This is a genomic window from Micromonospora sp. NPDC049559 (assembly GCF_040676675.1).
GTDB lineage: Bacteria > Actinomycetota > Actinomycetes > Mycobacteriales > Micromonosporaceae > JBFAPK01.
Window position 1 is genome coordinate 1 of sequence record NZ_JBFAPK010000019.1, and the last position, 16,557, is coordinate 16,557.

Consider the following 16,557-nt stretch of genomic DNA (forward strand, 5'->3'; position numbering starts at 1 on the left):
CCGGCCGGGTGGCGGTCCGGGGGTGTGGGGGCGGCATGCCCGCTCTGGGCGGTCAGGCTTGATCCCGTCGCGGGCACGCCGCCCCCACACCCTGTCCTGGTCGGACGCCGTCCGTGACGCACTCGTCGGTGCTCCGGCACCACCCGTGGCCCGCCGGTTCGGGGTCCTCGGCCAACGTCGAGGTGGTAGTCAGCAGTCGCGACGGCAGCAGACGTGACGGCAGTAGTCGTGAGATGGCGAAGCGGTCCCGGGGAAAACTCCCCGGGACCGCTGCTGTTCGCTCGACCTCCGGCGTTGTTCGGCGGCGGTGCCGCGCCCCGGATCCGCTGGACGCGCCCGCCGATGGCCGGCGGTCGGCGCGTCCACCCCCGTTGCCGGTCCGGGGTCGGGCGTCACTCGGTCTCGGCGAGGATGGCGTAGAGCTTGCGGCGCGTCTCGTCGAGCACCTGAGCGGCGCGTTCGCGCTGGTCGTCGGTGCCGGTCAGCATGACCTGGCGCAGCGCGTTCATCGCCTGGAAGCCGGCGTCGCGAATCTCGTGCCAGCTGTTGACCGTACCCTCGGCGAACTCGTTCCACGGCGGCGTCTGGGCCGCCTCGGTCGCCTCCTGCCGACCCGCTTCGGTCAGCGTGAAGCGCTTCCGCCCGCCGCCCGACTCCTCCGCCGAGCTGACGATCACTCCCTCGTCCTCCAGCAGCTGCAGGGTCGGGTAGATCGAGCCGGGGCTGGGACGCCAGGCGCCGCCCGTGCGGGAGTCCAGCTCCTGGATCATCTCGTACCCGTGCATCGGCCGCTCGGTGAGCAGCGCGAGCACCGCGCCGCGGACGTTGGGCCGACGACCGCGACCCCGGCCGCGACCCCGACCGCCGTGCGGACCGTGACCGTGCCCGCCCGGGGGTACCGGTGGGAAGCCCGGAAAGCCCGGGAATCCGTAGCCACGCATTCGTGCCTCCTGTAGTTGGTGCAGGTGGTGCAGACCTTGATGGAAACCCATCTGCCATGCTCCTCTCGTACTGTCGCTGATGTATTGACGATATATCGGCAACGTATCGGCGACAAGTCGTTTGAGGCCGAGGCGTGGATCGGACTTGCAAACCGTACGTACGTATTGTTTGCTGGAGGGCATGCCGATCTTGCCTGAGCCCGGTGCGGCCCGAGTTCTCACCGTCGCCACCTTCGCCAACACCATCGGCCGCGGCGTCTGGCTGACGGCCAGCGCGCTCTTCCTCACCCGCTCGGTGGGGCTCAGCGCCGCGCAGGTCGGCCTCGGTCTCACGGTGATCGCCCTGGTCAACCTCGTCGCCAGCACGCCCATGGGCTACCTGGCCGACCGGTACGGGCCGCGCGGGGTGCAACTGGTCGCCATGATCGCGGCGAGCGGCTTCAGCGCCGCGCTGACCGCCGTCCGGTCGCTGCCGTTCTTCCTCCTCGTGGGCGCCGGCGCCGCCCTGGCCGACGCCGCGTTCCGGGGTGCCCGGGGCGCCGTCATCGCCGGCGCGGTCCCGCCCGACCAACGGGTTCGCACCCGGGCGTACCTGCGGGCCACCACGAACGTCGGGATCTCGCTCGGCTCCGTGATCGCCGGCTTCGGCATCGCCGCCGACACCCGGACGGCGTACGTGCTGCTGGTGCTCGCCGACTCGGTCAGCTACCTGGCCGCCGCGGCGATCCTCACCCGGCTTCCGGCGATCCCGCCGATGCCGGCGCCGGCGCACGGGCCACGGCTGGTCGCGCTGCGGGACCGGCCCTTCCTGACCTTCACCCTGCTCGACGGCCTGATGTCGATGCACTTCAGCCTGCTCAACATCGCCCTGCCGCTCTGGATCGCCGGGCACACCTCGGCGCCGCACTGGCTCATCTCGGTACTGATGCTGGTCAACACCAGCATGGTGATCCTGTTGCAGGTCCGCGCGTCCCGGGGCACCGAGGAGGTGCCGCGGGCCGCCCGCGCCTCGCGCCGCGCCGGGTTGGCCATCGCGGCGGCCTGCGCCCTCTTCGCCGCCAGCGGCATGGTACCGACGCCGGTCGCGGTCGGCCTGCTCGTGCTCGGCGCGTTCGTGCACGTGGTCGGCGAGCTGTGGCACGCGGCGGCCGGCTGGGGCCTGTCGTTCGGGCTCGCCCCGGCCCACGCGCAGGGCCAGTACCAGGGCGCGTACGGGATGGGGCTGCAACTGGGCAACATGCTCGCCCCGGTCGTGGTGACCACGCTCGCCCTCGGCTGGGGGGTGCCCGGCTGGCTGGTGCTGGGTGCCCTCTTCCTCGGCCTCGGCGCGCTGGTGCCGCCCGTCGTCGGCTGGGCCGCCCGCGCCCGGGTACGCGCGGAGGAGCCGGTGGCGGCAGCGGCCTGAGGCCTGGTGGCGACAGCCGCCCGAGGCCTGGTGGCGACAGCCGCCGGCGCGGGGCCCCGGGCGGCTGAGCTGGGCGTCCGGCCGTCCGCCGGTGACGGGCGGTGCCGACGTGGCACCGGGGCGGACGTCGGCACCGCCCGGGCCGGTCGCATCTGGCAGGCTAAAAGGCGTGCTGATCGCGCCGGTACGCCAGTTGGGCGAGGGTGAACGCCCCGCGGTCGAGCGGCTGCTCGACCGCGATCCCTTCGCCGCCGCCCAGGTGGCCGAGCGGGTGGCCGCGCACGGCCTCTCCTGGTGGCGTGCCGACGGCCGGGTGCTCGGGTACGGGGCGCGCCGGCGGCTGGAGGCGCTCTGCTGGCTGGGCGGCCACCTCACCCCGGTGCTCGCGGGCGCCCCGGCGGTGGCGGCCTTCGCCGAACTGCTCGCGGGCGAGGAGCGGCTCTGCTCCTCGATCGTCGGGCGGGCCGACGCGGTACTGGGGCTCTGGGACCGGCTCGGGCCGCACTGGGGGCCGGCTCGGGACGTACGCCCCAACCAGCCGCTGCTGGCCACGGACGCCGTGCCCGCCGGCCCGGTCGACCCCGACGTGCGCCGGGTACGCACCAACGAGGTCGACCGGCTCTTCCCGGCCGCGGTAGCGATGTACACCGAGGAGGTCGGCGTCTCGCCGCTGCTGGAGGACGGCGGGCGCAGCTACCGGCGGCGGGTGGCCGAGCTGGTCCGGACCGGTCGCGCGTACGCCCGGTTCGTGGACGGCCAGGTGGTCTTCAAGGCCGAGCTGGCGGTGGTGACCCGCCGGACCGCCCAGATCCAGGGCGTCTGGGTGGCGCCGGAGTGGCGCGGACAGGGGCTGGCCACGGCCGCGATGGCGGCGGTGGTGCGCGACGCCCTGGCGCGGGTGGCGCCGACGGTGAGCCTCTACGTCAACGACTACAACGTCCCTGCCCGCCGCGTCTACGAGCGTTGCGGCTTCCGCCCGGTCGGTACCTTCGCCACCGTGCTCTTCTGACCTGTCGCGGCTCTTCTGACCTGTCGTGCCGGTGCGGCGTGGTCGGTGGTCGCGGCTCCCGTCCGGTTGTTCCCTCGTCGCCCCCGACCCGTCGTTGCTCAGAGTAGCGAATCAACGACAAATCGTCGTGGGGTGCGCCAAGCTGACAGGAGCGGCAGAGGCGATCGGGGAGGTGGCGGATGGTACGACGAGAGCGCCGGATGGTGATCGTTGCCGGAGCGCTGCTCGCGGTGGTTCTCGCGGCGGCCGGCTGCGGTGGCGGCAACGGCGGCGGGGGTGCCGGCGGGGGCGGCAAGGTCGCCGGCAGGGAGAGCACGGCGAACGGGTTCAAGATCGGCCTGCTGCTGCCCGAGTCGAAGACCACCCGGTACGAGACGTTCGACCGCCCCCTCATCACCGACCGGCTCGGCCAGCTGTGCAGCAAGTGCCAGGTGCTGTTCCAGAACGCCGACCAGGACGCGGCCAAGCAGCAGTCGCAGGCCGAGGCGATGCTGACCCAGGGCGCGAAGGTGCTGATCCTCGACCCGGTCGACGCCAAGGCCGCGGGCGCGATCGTCAGCAGCGCGAAGGCGCAGAACGTCCCGGTGGTCTCGTACGACCGGCTCGCGCAGGGGCCGGTCACGTACTTCGTCTCCTTCGACAACCGCAAGATCGGGCAGTTGCAGGGGCAGTCGCTGCTCGACCAGCTGAGCAAGGGTGGCGACCCGAAGCGCGGAGACATCGTGATGATCAACGGTTCGCCGACCGACCCGAACGCGGCCGACTTCAAGGCCGGGGCGCACTCGGTACTGGACGGCAAGGTGAACATCGGCAAGGAGTTCGACACCCCGGACTGGTCGCCGGACCAGGCGCAGCAGGAGATGGAGCAGGCCATCACCGCGCTCGGCCGGAATCGGATCATCGGCGTCTACGCGGCCAACGACGGTACGGCCGGCGGGGCGATCGCCGCGATGAAGGGCTCCGGGTTCCCGAGCCCGTTGCCGCCGGTCACCGGCCAGGACGCCGAACTGGCCGGCGTGCAGCGCATCGTCTCGGGGGACCAGTTCATGACGGTCTTCAAGGACATCAAGCCCGAGGCGGAGACCGCCGCCGCCATGGCGGTCGCCGCGGCCACCGGCAACGTCTTCAGCGGGCAGCCGACGGTGCAGCGCAACAACGGTACGCAGGACGTCACCTCGGTGCTGCTCACGCCGGTCGCGGTCACCAAGAACAACATCAAGGACACGGTGATCAAGGCGGGCTTCTACACCCCGCAACAGATCTGTACCGGGTCGTTCGCCCAGCCGTGCGCCGCGGCCGGCATCTCCTGACCGGCGGGGTGGTCCGAGGTGGCCGATACGCCCGTGCTCGCGCTCCAGGGCATCTCCAAACGGTTCGGGGCGGTGCAGGCGCTCTCCGACGTCTCGCTGGAGGTCTACGCCGGTGAGGTGGTCGCCCTGGTGGGAGACAACGGCGCCGGCAAGTCCACCCTGATCAGGGTCATCGCCGGGGTGGACCCCGGGGACACCGGCGAGATCCGTTGGCAGGGCCGGCCGGTGCAGCTCAACAAGCCGGCCGACGCCACCTCGCTCGGCATCGCCACCGTCTACCAGGACCTGGCGCTCTGCGACAACCTGGACGTGGTCGCGAACCTCTTCCTCGGGCGGGAGCGCACCCGCGCCGGGATCCTCGACGAGATCGGGATGGAGCGGCGGTCCCGGGAGCTGCTCACCAGCCTCTCGGTGCGGATCCCGTCGGTACGGGTGCAGACCGCCGGCCTCTCGGGCGGGCAGCGGCAGTCGGTGGCGATCGCGCGCTCGCTGCTCGGCGAGCCGAAGGTGGTGCTGCTGGACGAGCCGACGGCCGCGCTCGGCGTGGCGCAGACCGCCGAGGTGCTCGACCTGATCGAGCGGCTCAAGGACCGGGGGCTCGGCGTCGTGCTGATCAGCCACAACCTGGCCGACGTGCGGGCGGTCGCCGACCGGGTGGCGGTGCTGCGGCTCGGCCGCAACGCCGGCGTCTTCGACCCGGACCGGACCAGCCAGGAGGAGATCGTCCAGGCCATCACGGGCGCCCTCGACAACGCGGTGAGCCGGCGGCGCGCCCGGTCGGCGGCGGGCGAGGAGATCCCGCGACCGGCCCCCGACGGCGCCGACGTGCCCGGCCCCGCCGACCCCGAGGAGCGGCTGTGAGTACCGCGACGACCAGTCCCGAGCCGCCCGCCGGCGACGGTGTACGGGCCCCGAGCGGGCAGGGCGGGCGGAATCCGTGGCGGACCATCCGGCGCCGGGTCCGTACCGGCGAGTTGGGCGCCTGGCCCGTGATCATCGGCCTGATCGTCATCTGGGTCGCGTTCCAGCTGCTCAACGACGCCTTCCTCACCCCGCAGAACCTCTCCAACCTGACGTTGCAGATCGCCGCCACCGGCACCATCAGCGTCGGGGTGGTGCTCGTGCTGCTGCTCGGCGAGATCGACCTGAGCGTCGGGTCGGTGGCCGGGGTCGCCGCCGCCCTGCTCGCCGTGCTGAACGTACGGAACCAGTGGGGCGACATCGCCGCGATCATCGTCGTACTGATCTTCGGGGCGCTGATCGGTACGTTGCAGGGGAGCATCTTCGCCAAGCTCGGGGTGCCCGCCTTCGTGGTGACGCTGGCCGGCAACATCGGCTGGTCCGGGCTCCAGCTCTACCTGCTCAGCCCCGAGGGGACGATCAACTTCCCGTACACCGGGCAGATCGGTTACATCACGCACACGAACCTGCCCGGCTGGGTCGGCTGGCTGCTCGGCGCGCTCGTGGTGCTCGTCTACGCCGGCGCGGTGCTGGTCGACAGCCGGCGCCGCTCCTCGGCCGGGCTGCCCATCCGCTCGCCGATCCGGTCGCTGCTGCGGATCGTCGGGCTGGCGATCGTGATCGCCGGTACGGTCGCGGTGCTCAACGCCTGGCAGGGGGTGCCGGTCGGGCTGCTCATCTTCGTCGGGCTGGTGGTCGTGGTCGACCTGGTGCTGCGCCGCACCCGGTACGGGCGCAACATCTTCGCGGTCGGCGGCAACGTCGAGGCGGCGCGCCGGGCCGGCATCAACGTGTCGCTGATCCGCATCTCGGTCTTCGTGCTCGCCTCGGCCTGCGCCGCGCTGGGCGGGATCCTCACCGCCTCCCGGGGCTACGCGGCCAGCCAGTCGACCGGCGCCGCCGACGTGCTGCTGGTCGCCATCGCCGCCGCCGTCATCGGCGGGGTGAGCCTCTTCGGCGGGCGCGGGTCGACGTACGGGGCGCTGCTCGGCAGCCTGGTGCTCGGCTCGATCACCTCCGGGATGTTCCTGCTCCAGCTCAACTCGTCGGTACGGTTCATGATCACCGCTGCGGTGCTGCTCGCGGCGGTCATCCTCGACTCGCTCTCGCACCGGGGCCGGCGCTCCACCGGCCGCGCCTGAGGCCGATGGTCGTGGCCCGCGCACCGGCGGGCCGGGCCGATGCCGATGGTCGTGCCCGTCCGGGCCGGCGACGCCCGCCTGAGGCCGACCGTCATGGCTCGTCGGGCGCGGGGACGCCGGCGCCGTTGCGGAGCCCGATGAGCACGGCGGAGGCCAGCACCCAGGCCGCGATGTCGAGCAGCAGCACCCGCTCCACCAGCGCGATCAGCGGACCCCGCCCCACCAGCAGCAGCGCCAGCCCGGCCGTGGCCGACAGCGGCAGCGCGACGGCGGCGGCGAGCCCGCCGAGCCGGCGCAGCGGCCGGGCCGCCCACGGCGAGAACGCCACCGCCAGCATCGCGAAGACGCTGGCGGCCACCGCGCCGATGCTGACCGCGCCGTGCACCACGTCGGCGACCGTCGTCGGCTCGTACGGCGGCAGCGGGCAGCCCGCGCTGCACGGGACCGCGGCGGAGGTGACGGTCGCCGCGGCGCCGGCCGCGAGCAGCCCGGCCGCCAGCCGCAGCGCCACCGGCAGTGCCCCGGCGAGCAGCAGCAGCGCTCCGGCCAGCGCCAGCATCCCGAGCCGGTACAGCCCCGGACAGGGCGCGCCCGCGCTGCCCGCCTCGCTCACGTACCCGGTCAGCCCGGAGCCGGGACCGGCGGCCACGGCGACCAGCACCGCGGCCAGGCCGCCCGCCGTGCAGGCCGCGGCCGTGGCGGCCAGGACCGTGGCGCGGCGTGCCCCGACGGTGGCGCGCCGCGTCTCAGCCACGCCCGTGCGGTGTGGTCCAGCCGGAGAGGTCCGGGCCGAGCGGCACGATCCCGGTCGGGTTGATCGCCGGATGGGTGCCGTAGTAGTGCCGCTTGATGTGGTCGAAGTCGACCGTCTCCCCGAAACCCGGCGTCTGGTACAGGTCCCGGGCGTACGCCCAGAGCACCGGCAGCTCGGTCAGCTTGTTCCGGTTGCACTTGAAGTGCCCGTGGTACGCCACGTCGAACCGGACCAGCGTGGTGAAGAGCCGTACGTCCGCCTCGGTGATCGCGTCGCCCATCAGGTACCGCCGGTCGGCCAGCCGCTCGCCGAGCGCGTCGAGCCGGTCGAAGAGGCGTACGAACGCCTCGTCGTACGCCTCCTGGGAGGTGGCGAAGCCGCAGCGGTAGACGCCGTTGTTGACGTCGGCGTAGATCTCGGCCATCAGCCGGTCCAGCTCCGGGCGGAGCGGCTCCGGATAGAGGTGCGGCGCCCCGGGCCGGTGCAGCAGCCGCCACTCGGTGGCGAAGTCGAGGGTGAGTTGCGGGTAGTCGTTGCTGACCACCCGCCCGGTGACCGTGTCCACCAGCGCCGGTACCGTGACCCGCCCCTGGTACCCGGGGTCGGTGGCGCGGTACGCCTCGGCGAGGTACTCGATGCCCAGCACCGGGTCCCGCCCGTCCGGGTCCAGGCTGAAGCGCCAGCCGCGCTCGTCGCGGATCGGGTCGACGGTGGCCAGCGAGATCGCCTCGTCCAGTCCGAGCAGTCCGCGGACGATCCGGGCCCGGTGCGCCCACGGGCAGGCCCGGGACCAGACCAGGCGGTAGCGGCCCGGCTCCAGCGGCCAGCGGCCCTGGGCGTCCGGTCCGCCACCCGGCGGCGAGTCGGACCGGGCGCTGACCCGGTCGGTGAAGCGGTTGCCCTGCCGGACGAACTCCCCGCGTTGCGAGGTCTCCTGCGTGAACTGCGCTCGCGCCATACGCCCCACTGTAGGGAGGGCGCCCGGTCGTCGCCCTCCCTCGCGGAAGCGCCCTCCCGAGCGCACCGCGTGACCTGACCGAGCGCGCCGGGCCGGCCCCGAACGCACCGGGCCGGGTCACGCCGCGCCGGGCGGCGCTAGGCGTGCTGGGCGAGGGCGGCCACCGCATCGAGCGAGCGCAGCCGGATGGCCGGATCGTAGATCGGGGTCGAGAGCATCAGCTCGTCCGCGCCGGTCTGCTCGGCCACGGCCGCCAGGCGGCGGCGTACCGTCTCCGGCGAGCCCTGCGCCTGGGTCGCCCACATCTGTCCGAGCCGCTCCTCCACCTCGCCCGGGAGGGTGACGGTCGCCGCCTGCTCGGGCGGCAGGAGCCGCGCGTCGTCGCCGCGGCCCTGCAGGGCCTCCGCCATGGCCAGCTGCGCGGGCCGGCCCAGCCAGGCGGCCTCGGCCTCCGTCGGTGCGCAGAGCGTCTGCACGCTCACCAGCGTGTACGGGGACTCCCGCCACCGCGACGGCCGGAACCGCTCGCGGTAACGGCCGAGCGCCTCGACGGCGTTGCCGGGCCGGATGTGGTACCCGAAGGCGACCGGCAGCCCCAGCTCGGCGGCGAGTTCGGCGCCCGCGACGCTCGACGCCAGCAGCCACGGCTCGGGCAGCGCGTCGGCGCCCGGGATCACCGGCACCCGGTCGGCCTCGGCCAGGTAGTCCAGCAGCTCGATCAGGCCGGCGCGGTACTCGGCCTCCGTCGTCTGCTCGGCGCCGCGCCGGAGCGCCCGGATGGTGCCGGCGTCGTTGGTACCCGGCCCGCGGCCGATGCCGAGGTCGACCCGCCCCGGGTGCAGAGCCGCCATGGTGGTGAACTGCTCGGCGACCGCGAGCGGGGCGTGGTTGGGCAGCAGCACCCCGCCCGAGCCGACCCGGATGCCGGCGGTCGTCGCCGCGAGCTGGGTGGCCAGTACGGGCGGTGCGACGCTGCCGACCGACCGGAACCGGTGGTGCTCGGCGACCCAGATGCGGCGGAACCCCAGCTCGTCCGCCTTCCGGGCGAGCGAGACCACCGCCGCCAGGGCCTCGCGCGCGCCGCGGCCCTCTTCCACGGTCGCCAGTTCGAGGGCGGACAGGGGCGGCAGGGGAGCACCAGCGGGGGCGGGTGAAGCCGCGGCGGGCGAGGTCCCGCCCCGGTTCCCGTTCTCGATCCGCTCCGCTGTCAAGGCCGATCCTTCCCATCCCGGTCTGCTCGCGGCGCTCGGCGCGATGCCGCCCGCCGTGGTGCCGCGGCCGAGGCTACCGGGCCACCCGGGACGGACCCGCCGCCGGGTGAAAGGCGATCATGTTCCGCCCGCCGGGGCCCGGCTATCCTGCGGGGCGTGACAGCGGCATATCTGGTGAGCGGCGTCCGCACCCCCATCGGCCGGTACGGGGGCGCGCTGGCGGGCGTACGCCCCGACGACCTCGCGGCCCACGTGATCCGGGAACTCGTCGCCCGCCACGACTCGGTCGACTGGGCGGCCGTCGACGACGTCGTGTTCGGCTGCGCCAACCAGGCCGGCGAGGACAACCGCAACGTGGCCCGGATGGCCGCACTCCTCGGCGGCCTGCCCGAGACCGTGCCCGCCAGTACCGTCAACCGGCTCTGCGGCTCGGGCCTGGACGCGCTGGCGAGCGCCGCCCGCGCGATCGTCGCGGGCGAGGCCGACCTGGTCGTCGCCGGCGGCGTGGAGAGCATGAGCCGGGCGCCGTTCGTCCTGCCGAAGGCGACCTCGGCCTACTCCCGCAACGCCGAGATGTACGACACCACCATCGGCTGGCGCCTGGTCAACCCGCTGATGGAGCGGGGTTGGGGCGTCGACTCGATGCCGGAGACGGCCGAGAACGTCGCGGCCGAGTACGGCGTGGACCGGGTCGACCAGGACGCCTTCGCGCTCCGCTCGCAGCAGCGCGCCGCCAAGGCGCAGGCCAACGGGCGACTCGCCGAGGAGATCGCCCCGATCGAGGTGCCCGAGGGGCGGCGCGGCACCCGGCGCGTCGGCGTCGACGAGCACCCCCGGGAGACGTCGCCGGAGAAGCTGGCCGCCCTGCCGACCCCGTTCCGCGACGGCGGTACCGTCACCGCCGGCAACTCGTCCGGGGTCAACGACGGCGCCGTGGCGCTGCTGGTGGCGAGCGAGGCCGCCGTCGAGCGGTACGGCCTGACCCCGCTGGCGCGCGTCGTCGGCGCCGCGGTCGCCGGCGTACCGCCACGGATCATGGGCATCGGGCCGGTACCCGCGACGAGGCGCCTGTTGGCCCGTACCGGGTTGACCCTCGGCGAGGTCGACGTGGTCGAGCTGAACGAGGCGTTCGCCGCGCAGGCGGTGGCCGTGCTGCGGGAGCTGGGCCTGCCGGCCGACGCCGAGCACGTCAACCCGAACGGCGGCGCCATCGCGCTCGGCCATCCGCTGGGCGCCAGCGGCGCCCGGCTCGCGCTCACCGCGGCGCTGGAGCTGCGCCACCGCGCCGCACGGCGGGCGCTCTGCACCATGTGCATCGGGGTCGGGCAGGGCATCTCCCTGCTGCTGGAGGCGGTCGACGCCCAGGACCCGTCCCGACCCGGCGGCGGTGAACGTTGCGTTTCCGCACTGTTGCTGACGACGCCGGCCTCCTAGAGTGACCTGCACCGACCGGCACGGCGAGGACGGGTCGGGCTGACGGGGGCCAGCGGCCCTGGGCGAACTGGGGCGGACGATGCGACCACCGGACCGGCGGGCAGTGGCGGCCGCGTCTGAGGCGCGGGTTCCCGCCCCACGCGCCGGGGAAGCCACGGACGCCGCGGACGCCAGGGGCACTACGGACGCCAGGGACGCCGCCGCCACCCCACGCGCCGGGGACGCCGCGGACGCCGCGCCGCCGGGCGCCCGGTCGTTCGCGGCGCGCTGGGGCGAGGCGGTGGCCCAGCACGTCTTCGTACCGATGAGCGCCGCCGAGGTCGAGCGGCTGCTGCTGGTACAGACGACCCGCCTCGCCGCCGCGGCGCTGGCCGAGCCGTTCGCCACCGCGCCCGCGTACGAGGTCGGCCGCGCCCTCGTGGAGGCGCACCTGGCCGAGCCGGCGGTGCTCGGCTGGTCGGTCCGCGCCCTCGGCGACGGGTTCCTCGACACGGTGCTGCCCGCGGCGGCGGCCTCGCCGGCGGTACGCGAGCGCGTCGCGGCGCTGCAGGGCGCGCTGGCCGCCGGGTTCGCGGGCGCCCTGCGCGACCGGACCTTCAGCCAGCAGGAACGGATCGCCCGGTCCGCGTGGCAGGCCCGGGACCTGGTTGAACGGGCGTTGCGCGACAGCGAGGACAAGTTCCGCACGGTCTTCACCGGCGCGGCGATCGGCATCGCCATCGCGGACACGGCCGGGCGGCTGGTCGAGGTGAACGAGTCGTTCGCCCGGATGCTCGGTTACACCGTCGCCGAGCTGCGCCACATGCCGTGGAGCAACCTCGCCCACCCGGACGACGAGCGCCGCATCTGGGAGCTGTACCAGGGGCTCGTGGCCGGCGACTACCCGACGTTGCAGGTCGAGAAGCGCTACTACCGCAAGGACGGCAGCCTGGTCCGGACCCATCTGGCGCTCTCGCTGATCCGGCACGACGACGGGTCGCCCCGGTTCGGCGTCGCCATGGTCGAGGACATCACGGAGCGGCACGAGCTGCAGCAGCGGCTGCGCTTCCAGGCGCTGCACGACCCGCTGACCGGGCTGGCGAACCGTACGCTGCTCTTCGAGCGGCTCAATCGGATCTTCGCGGGGGCGCCGCCGCAGCACCGGGTGGGTGTCTGCTTCCTGGACCTGGACGGCTTCAAGGGGATCAACGACAGCCTCGGGCACGACCTGGGCGACCGGTTGCTGGTGGTCATCGCGCAGCGGCTGGCGGAGTGCGGCGCCGAGGGCGGGCACCTGGTGGCCCGGATGGGCGGCGACGAGTTCGTCATCCTGGTCGAGGGCCCGTCCGGGGCCGACGAGGTGGTCGAGGTGGCCGAGCGGGCGCTGACGGCGGTCGCCACGCCGGTGCTCATCGGCGACCAGCAGCTGGTGGTCTCGGCGAGCATCGGCATCGTCGAGGGGCCGATCGACGAAACCAGCCGACTGGACCTGATGAAGGCGGCCGACACCACGCTGTACTGGGCGAAGGCCGAGGGGCGCGGCCGGTGGGCGCTCTACGATCCGGTCCGCAGCGCCCGCGACCGGGCGAAGGCGGCGCTGGCGGCGCGGCTGCCGGCCGCGCTGGAACGGGGCGAGTTCGAGGTCGACTACCAGCCGATCCTGGCGCTCGCCGACGGTTCGTTGCGCGCCGTGGAGGCGCTCGTCCGCTGGCGCCACCCGGAGCTGGGGTTGCTCGGGCCCGACCGGTTCATCGGGCTCTCCGAGGAGACCGGCCTCATCGTCCCGTTGGGCCGGTGGGTGCTGGAGCGCGCGTGCGCCGACGGGGAACGGTGGCGCCGCGAGTTCCCCGAGGCGGGGCTGGTGATCAGCGTGAACCTGGCCGCCCGGCAGGCCAACGACGCCGCGATCGTCCGTACCGTCGCCGACGTGCTGCGCCGCACCGGGCTCCCGGCCGAGCTGCTGCAACTGGAGCTGACCGAGAGCGCGTTGATGGGCTCGGCCGGTGAGCCCCTGCGTACGCTGCACCGGCTCTCCGCGCTCGGCGTGCGGCTGGCCGTGGACGACTTCGGTACGGGATATTCGAGCCTGGCGTACCTGCGCCGGCTGCCGATCCACTCGCTCAAGCTGGCCGCGCCGTTCGTGGAGGGGATCCGCTCGGGCGACCCGCGCGGCATGGTCGACGAGCGGATCGTGGACGCGCTGGTGCGGTTGGCGCACGCGCTGGGGCTCTCGGTCACCGCGGAGGCGGTGGAGACCGCGGAGCAGGCGGAGCTGCTGCGGGCCCTGGGCTGCGACGACGGGCAGGGGATGTTTTTCGGTGCGCCCGCGCCGGCCGCGGAGATCACCGCGTTGTTGGGTAAGGAACGGACGGACTGAACTCGCGACCATCGACGGGTTGGGCTATGGAGCTGACGGACGGCCAGACGGCGGTGACGGTGCTCTGCGCGGTGGCGATCGTCGCCGGCATCGTGGGGGTGGTCGTGCCGGTCCTGCCGGCGCTGCCGCTCTGCTGGCTCGGGGTGCTGGTCTGGGCGGTCTTCGGCGGCGCCGGCTGGGGCCGGTGGGTGGTGCTGGCCGTGGTCACCCTGGTCGTGCTCGCCGGCACCGTCGTCAAGTACGCCTGGCCGGGGCGCAACCTCAAGCGCAGCGGGGTGCCGAACCGCACCCTGCTCGCCGGGGGAGCGCTCGGCCTGGTCGGCTTCTTCGTGATCCCGGTGGTCGGCCTGCCGATCGGCTTCGTGCTCGGGGTGTGGCTGGCCGAACGGGTCCGGCTCGGCGACTCGCGGCTGGCCTGGCCCTCCACCCGGCAGGCGGTCAAGGCGACCGGGCTGTCGATGCTGGTCGAGCTGGCGGCGGCGCTGACCGTCGCGGCGGTCTGGGTGCTCGGCCTGTTCCTCGCCTGACCGCCTGATTCCCGTACCTTGATCGCACCGCGCACACTGTCCCGCGTGTGGGCATGGCTGGAGCGTGGCTGGCGGGCGCGGTACCTGCAACCGCTCGGGATCCTGCTGGGGATCGGGCTGTTCTGGTGGCCGGTCCACACCCAGCTGGAGCTCGACCGCTGGGCCGAGGAGTTGCGCCGGGAGGGCGTACCCGCCGACGCCATGATCTACGACCTGGTGATCAAAAAGCGCGGTCGGTCGAGCGACAGCGAGACCATGCACCTGCGCTACGAGTTCGACGGCCGCACCCGTACCGGCGAGGTCGGCTGCTGGGAGGCGTGCGAGCCGGCCGGTACCCCCGTGAAGATCTGGATCAATCCGGCGGACCCGACCGATTTCGTCGCCGAGTTCGGCACCCTGAGCGGCAACCGCGGCCGATTCCAGGGCGGCGCCGGGGTGGCCGGCGCCGTGCTCGTCGTCGTCTGCGGCGCCGGCCTCTTCCTCACCGGGCGCGGGCAGGGCGGGCAGGCGCACCGCCGCCGGGCCGGGCGGCGGCCGAGCGCGCGGGCCGGCAGCACGCCCCGGACTCGTCGCGGCGGCCCGCGCCGGACACCGGTCCGCCGCACCAAGCGGCCCGGCCGCCCGCGCCGTCGCAGCGGCAACTGACGGTACGGGGGCCGCCGGCGCGGTCGGTTGCCGGTCACCCCCACGCGCAGACCTACGAGACCGCCTCATTCGGTTTCACCATCCTCCGGTTCGGCGAGGAGGTCGCCGCCGACGTGGTCTACCTGGAGACGTTCACCGACGCCGATCATCCGGACCGTCCCGGCGCGGTCCGCGCCTACACTCGGTTGTGGGATCGTCTGACGGCCGCAGCGCTCGGGCCGGTAGAGTCCCGCAAACTCATGCGGAGCTTGGCCAACCAGATCAAGTAGGTGCGGGACCATGGGCCTGCGTCGAGGTGGCGGAGCTGCGCGACCGGGTGGCGGTACGCGACAGCAAGGACCCGAGCGGGCCGGTGCTGACCTTCGCCCCGGGCGCCTGGGCCGCCTTCACCTCCGGAATCAAGACCGGGCGACTCTGATCGACCCGTTCGCGCGTTCGTAAAGCTGATCGGCGATACCCTCGGCCCGTGCGGGTCACGGTGTTGGGCGGGGTCGGGGCGCATCCGACGGCGCGGCAGGGCTGCGGGGGCTACCTGATCGAACACGCGGACGCGCGGGTACTGGTCGACCCCGGTTACGCCACGTTCCCGCAGCTGCTGGCGCGTACGCCGGTCGACGGGATCGACGCGGTCTACGTCAGCCACGGACACCCGGACCACTGCGCGGATCTCCAGCCGCTGCTGCGGGCCCGGGCGCTGGCCGACCCGCCCCGGCCGCCGCTGCCGGTCCACGCCCCGCCCGGCAGCCTCGACCGGCTGCTCGCCATCGACGATCCCGGCCTGATCGACCAGGCGTACGAGCTGCACGAGTTCCGCCCCGGCGCGGAGTTCGAGATCGGTCCGCTGCGGGTGGCCACCCGCCTCCTGCCGCACTTCGTGCCGAACGCGGGGGCCCGGTTCTCGGCGGACGGCACGGTCGTGGCGTACACCGGGGACACCGGCCCCAGCGACGGCCTGGTGGAGCTGGCCCGCGACGCCGACCTGCTGATCGCCGAGGCCACCTATCCCGAGGTGGTGAACCCGCGGCGGGCCGGCAACCTCTCCACCGCCGCCGAGGTCGGCGCGTACGCCGCCCGGGCCGGCGCGCGCCGCGTGCTGCTGACCCACCTCTGGCCCGGTACCGACCCGGCGGCGGCCACGGCCGCGGCCCGGCGCGGGTACGACGGCGCGCTCACCGTCGCCACCCCCGGCCTCGTGATCGATCTCTCCTAGCCGGCGGCGAACCGTCCCACCGACATCGTCACCGTGACGCCGTATCGTCACTGTCCTCATTAGAAACGGGGGACCTGTGACGGATTTTCGCCCGATCGCGGGCGGGGCGGGGCGCCGCCTGCTCGGGGTGCTGGTCGTAACGGCGGCCACCGTGCTCAGCGCGGGCTGCACGGCACTTCCGCTGCTAGGCGGAGATCGCAACTTCGCCGCACGGGAGGTGGCGTCCGAGCCTCGGATCCGACTGGTTACTCCGCAAACCCTGGGCGGACTACCCCAGTCACCGAGCCGGCCGCTCTGGAACGCGTCACGCGAGACACTGGCGGCCCTGAGGCTGGAGGTGGGCGAGACCACGAGCGCGATCGCCGCACCCTACGGCGGCCGGACCGAGACGGAGGATGCGATCGTGGTCAGCGCCGCCGCGGGGACGATCGACGAGCCGAGCGCTCTGCTCTGGGCGATCGTCGCGGCCATCGACGACGCGACCGACATCCGCCCCGTACGACCCGGCCCGCTCGGCGGTGACGCGAAGTGCGTCGTCGGCCATTCGAGTCAAGGTAAGCAGGCGGTGTGCGCCTGGGCGGACAACGACAGCGTCGGCATCGTGCGGTTCCTCTCCGACAGCCTGCGCGACCGGCGCGACGAATTCGTCGAGATCCGCGCGCAGCTGGAACAGCCCGCCGGCTAGCGCGAGAACG

15 protein-coding genes and 2 pseudogenes are annotated in these 16,557 nt (G+C 73.8%); 13 read left to right on the forward strand and 4 right to left on the reverse strand.

Features of this window, described 5'->3' with window-relative positions; translation table 11 throughout:
• Positions 1-392 precede the first annotated feature (392 nt).
• Positions 393-992, reverse strand: coding sequence for a PadR family transcriptional regulator (locus AB0J86_RS20605; RefSeq protein ID WP_363859174.1), 600 nt, complete (start codon positions 990-992; stop codon positions 393-395).
• 130 nt (positions 993-1,122) lie between these two features.
• On the opposite strand from AB0J86_RS20605, the gene AB0J86_RS20610 reads away from it, so the two are divergent.
• From AB0J86_RS20610 to AB0J86_RS20630, 5 genes are all read left to right on the forward strand, one after another.
• A complete protein-coding gene (locus AB0J86_RS20610; protein WP_363859175.1) occupies positions 1,123-2,346 on the forward strand; it encodes an MFS transporter in 1,224 nt (407 codons plus the stop codon).
• Positions 2,347-2,515: 169 nt separating this feature from the next.
• Positions 2,516-3,355 carry a GNAT family N-acetyltransferase gene (locus AB0J86_RS20615; protein ID WP_363859176.1) on the forward strand — a complete coding sequence of 280 codons (840 nt, stop codon included), beginning with the start codon at positions 2,516-2,518 and terminating at the stop codon, positions 3,353-3,355.
• Between the two features lie 179 nt (positions 3,356-3,534).
• Positions 3,535-4,665: a sugar ABC transporter substrate-binding protein gene (locus AB0J86_RS20620; RefSeq protein WP_363859177.1), complete on the forward strand. Its 1,131-nt coding sequence runs from the start codon at positions 3,535-3,537 to the stop codon at positions 4,663-4,665.
• 18 nt (positions 4,666-4,683) lie between these two features.
• Positions 4,684-5,526 (forward strand): ATP-binding cassette domain-containing protein, encoded by an 843-nt coding sequence (locus AB0J86_RS20625; protein ID WP_363859178.1) that lies wholly within the window; start codon positions 4,684-4,686, stop codon positions 5,524-5,526.
• Complete coding sequence (locus tag AB0J86_RS20630; RefSeq protein WP_363859179.1) at positions 5,523-6,767, forward strand: sugar ABC transporter permease; 1,245 nt, start codon at positions 5,523-5,525, stop codon at positions 6,765-6,767. Before AB0J86_RS20625 ends, AB0J86_RS20630 begins: the two co-directional genes overlap by 4 nt.
• Positions 6,768-6,858: 91 nt before the next feature.
• Here the strand turns inward: AB0J86_RS20630 and AB0J86_RS20635 are convergent, their stop codons facing one another.
• The 3 genes from AB0J86_RS20635 to AB0J86_RS20645 form a co-directional block, all read right to left on the reverse strand.
• A complete protein-coding gene (locus tag AB0J86_RS20635; RefSeq protein ID WP_363859180.1) occupies positions 6,859-7,521 on the reverse strand; it encodes a DUF998 domain-containing protein in 663 nt (220 codons plus the stop codon).
• A complete protein-coding gene (locus AB0J86_RS20640; RefSeq protein WP_363859181.1) occupies positions 7,514-8,479 on the reverse strand; it encodes a glutathione S-transferase C-terminal domain-containing protein in 966 nt (321 codons plus the stop codon). Before AB0J86_RS20640 ends, AB0J86_RS20635 begins: the two co-directional genes overlap by 8 nt.
• A 137-nt stretch (positions 8,480-8,616) precedes the next feature.
• Positions 8,617-9,690 carry an LLM class flavin-dependent oxidoreductase gene (locus AB0J86_RS20645; protein ID WP_363859182.1) on the reverse strand — a complete coding sequence of 358 codons (1,074 nt, stop codon included), beginning with the start codon at positions 9,688-9,690 and terminating at the stop codon, positions 8,617-8,619.
• Positions 9,691-9,846: 156 nt separating this feature from the next.
• Between AB0J86_RS20645 and pcaF the strand changes: the two are divergent.
• The 8 genes and pseudogenes from pcaF to AB0J86_RS20685 all read left to right on the forward strand — a co-directional run.
• Positions 9,847-11,043 (forward strand): annotated as a pseudogene (pcaF, locus tag AB0J86_RS20650) (3-oxoadipyl-CoA thiolase); the annotation flags it as partial.
• Between the two features lie 184 nt (positions 11,044-11,227).
• Positions 11,228-13,480 carry an EAL domain-containing protein gene (locus AB0J86_RS20655; RefSeq protein ID WP_363859183.1) on the forward strand — a complete coding sequence of 751 codons (2,253 nt, stop codon included), beginning with the start codon at positions 11,228-11,230 and terminating at the stop codon, positions 13,478-13,480.
• Positions 13,481-13,506: 26 nt separating this feature from the next.
• Positions 13,507-14,007 carry a DUF456 domain-containing protein gene (locus AB0J86_RS20660; protein WP_363859184.1) on the forward strand — a complete coding sequence of 167 codons (501 nt, stop codon included), beginning with the start codon at positions 13,507-13,509 and terminating at the stop codon, positions 14,005-14,007.
• A gap of 45 nt (positions 14,008-14,052) precedes the next feature.
• The gene (locus AB0J86_RS20665) at positions 14,053-14,652 is read left to right on the forward strand and encodes a DUF3592 domain-containing protein (RefSeq protein WP_363859185.1); all 600 of its coding nucleotides are present in this window, start codon (positions 14,053-14,055) and stop codon (positions 14,650-14,652) included.
• Positions 14,649-14,921 (forward strand): Scr1 family TA system antitoxin-like transcriptional regulator, encoded by a 273-nt coding sequence (locus AB0J86_RS20670; RefSeq protein WP_363859302.1) that lies wholly within the window; start codon positions 14,649-14,651, stop codon positions 14,919-14,921. Before AB0J86_RS20665 ends, AB0J86_RS20670 begins: the two co-directional genes overlap by 4 nt.
• 17 nt (positions 14,922-14,938) lie before the next feature.
• Positions 14,939-15,070, forward strand: a pseudogene (locus tag AB0J86_RS20675) (DUF397 domain-containing protein); the annotation flags it as partial.
• A 48-nt stretch (positions 15,071-15,118) separates the two neighbouring features.
• Positions 15,119-15,862, forward strand: a complete 744-nt coding sequence (locus AB0J86_RS20680; RefSeq protein WP_363859186.1) for an MBL fold metallo-hydrolase — start codon at positions 15,119-15,121, stop codon at positions 15,860-15,862.
• A gap of 127 nt (positions 15,863-15,989) precedes the next feature.
• Complete coding sequence (locus AB0J86_RS20685) at positions 15,990-16,547, forward strand: hypothetical protein (RefSeq protein ID WP_363859187.1); 558 nt, start codon at positions 15,990-15,992, stop codon at positions 16,545-16,547.
• Positions 16,548-16,557 lie beyond the last annotated feature (10 nt).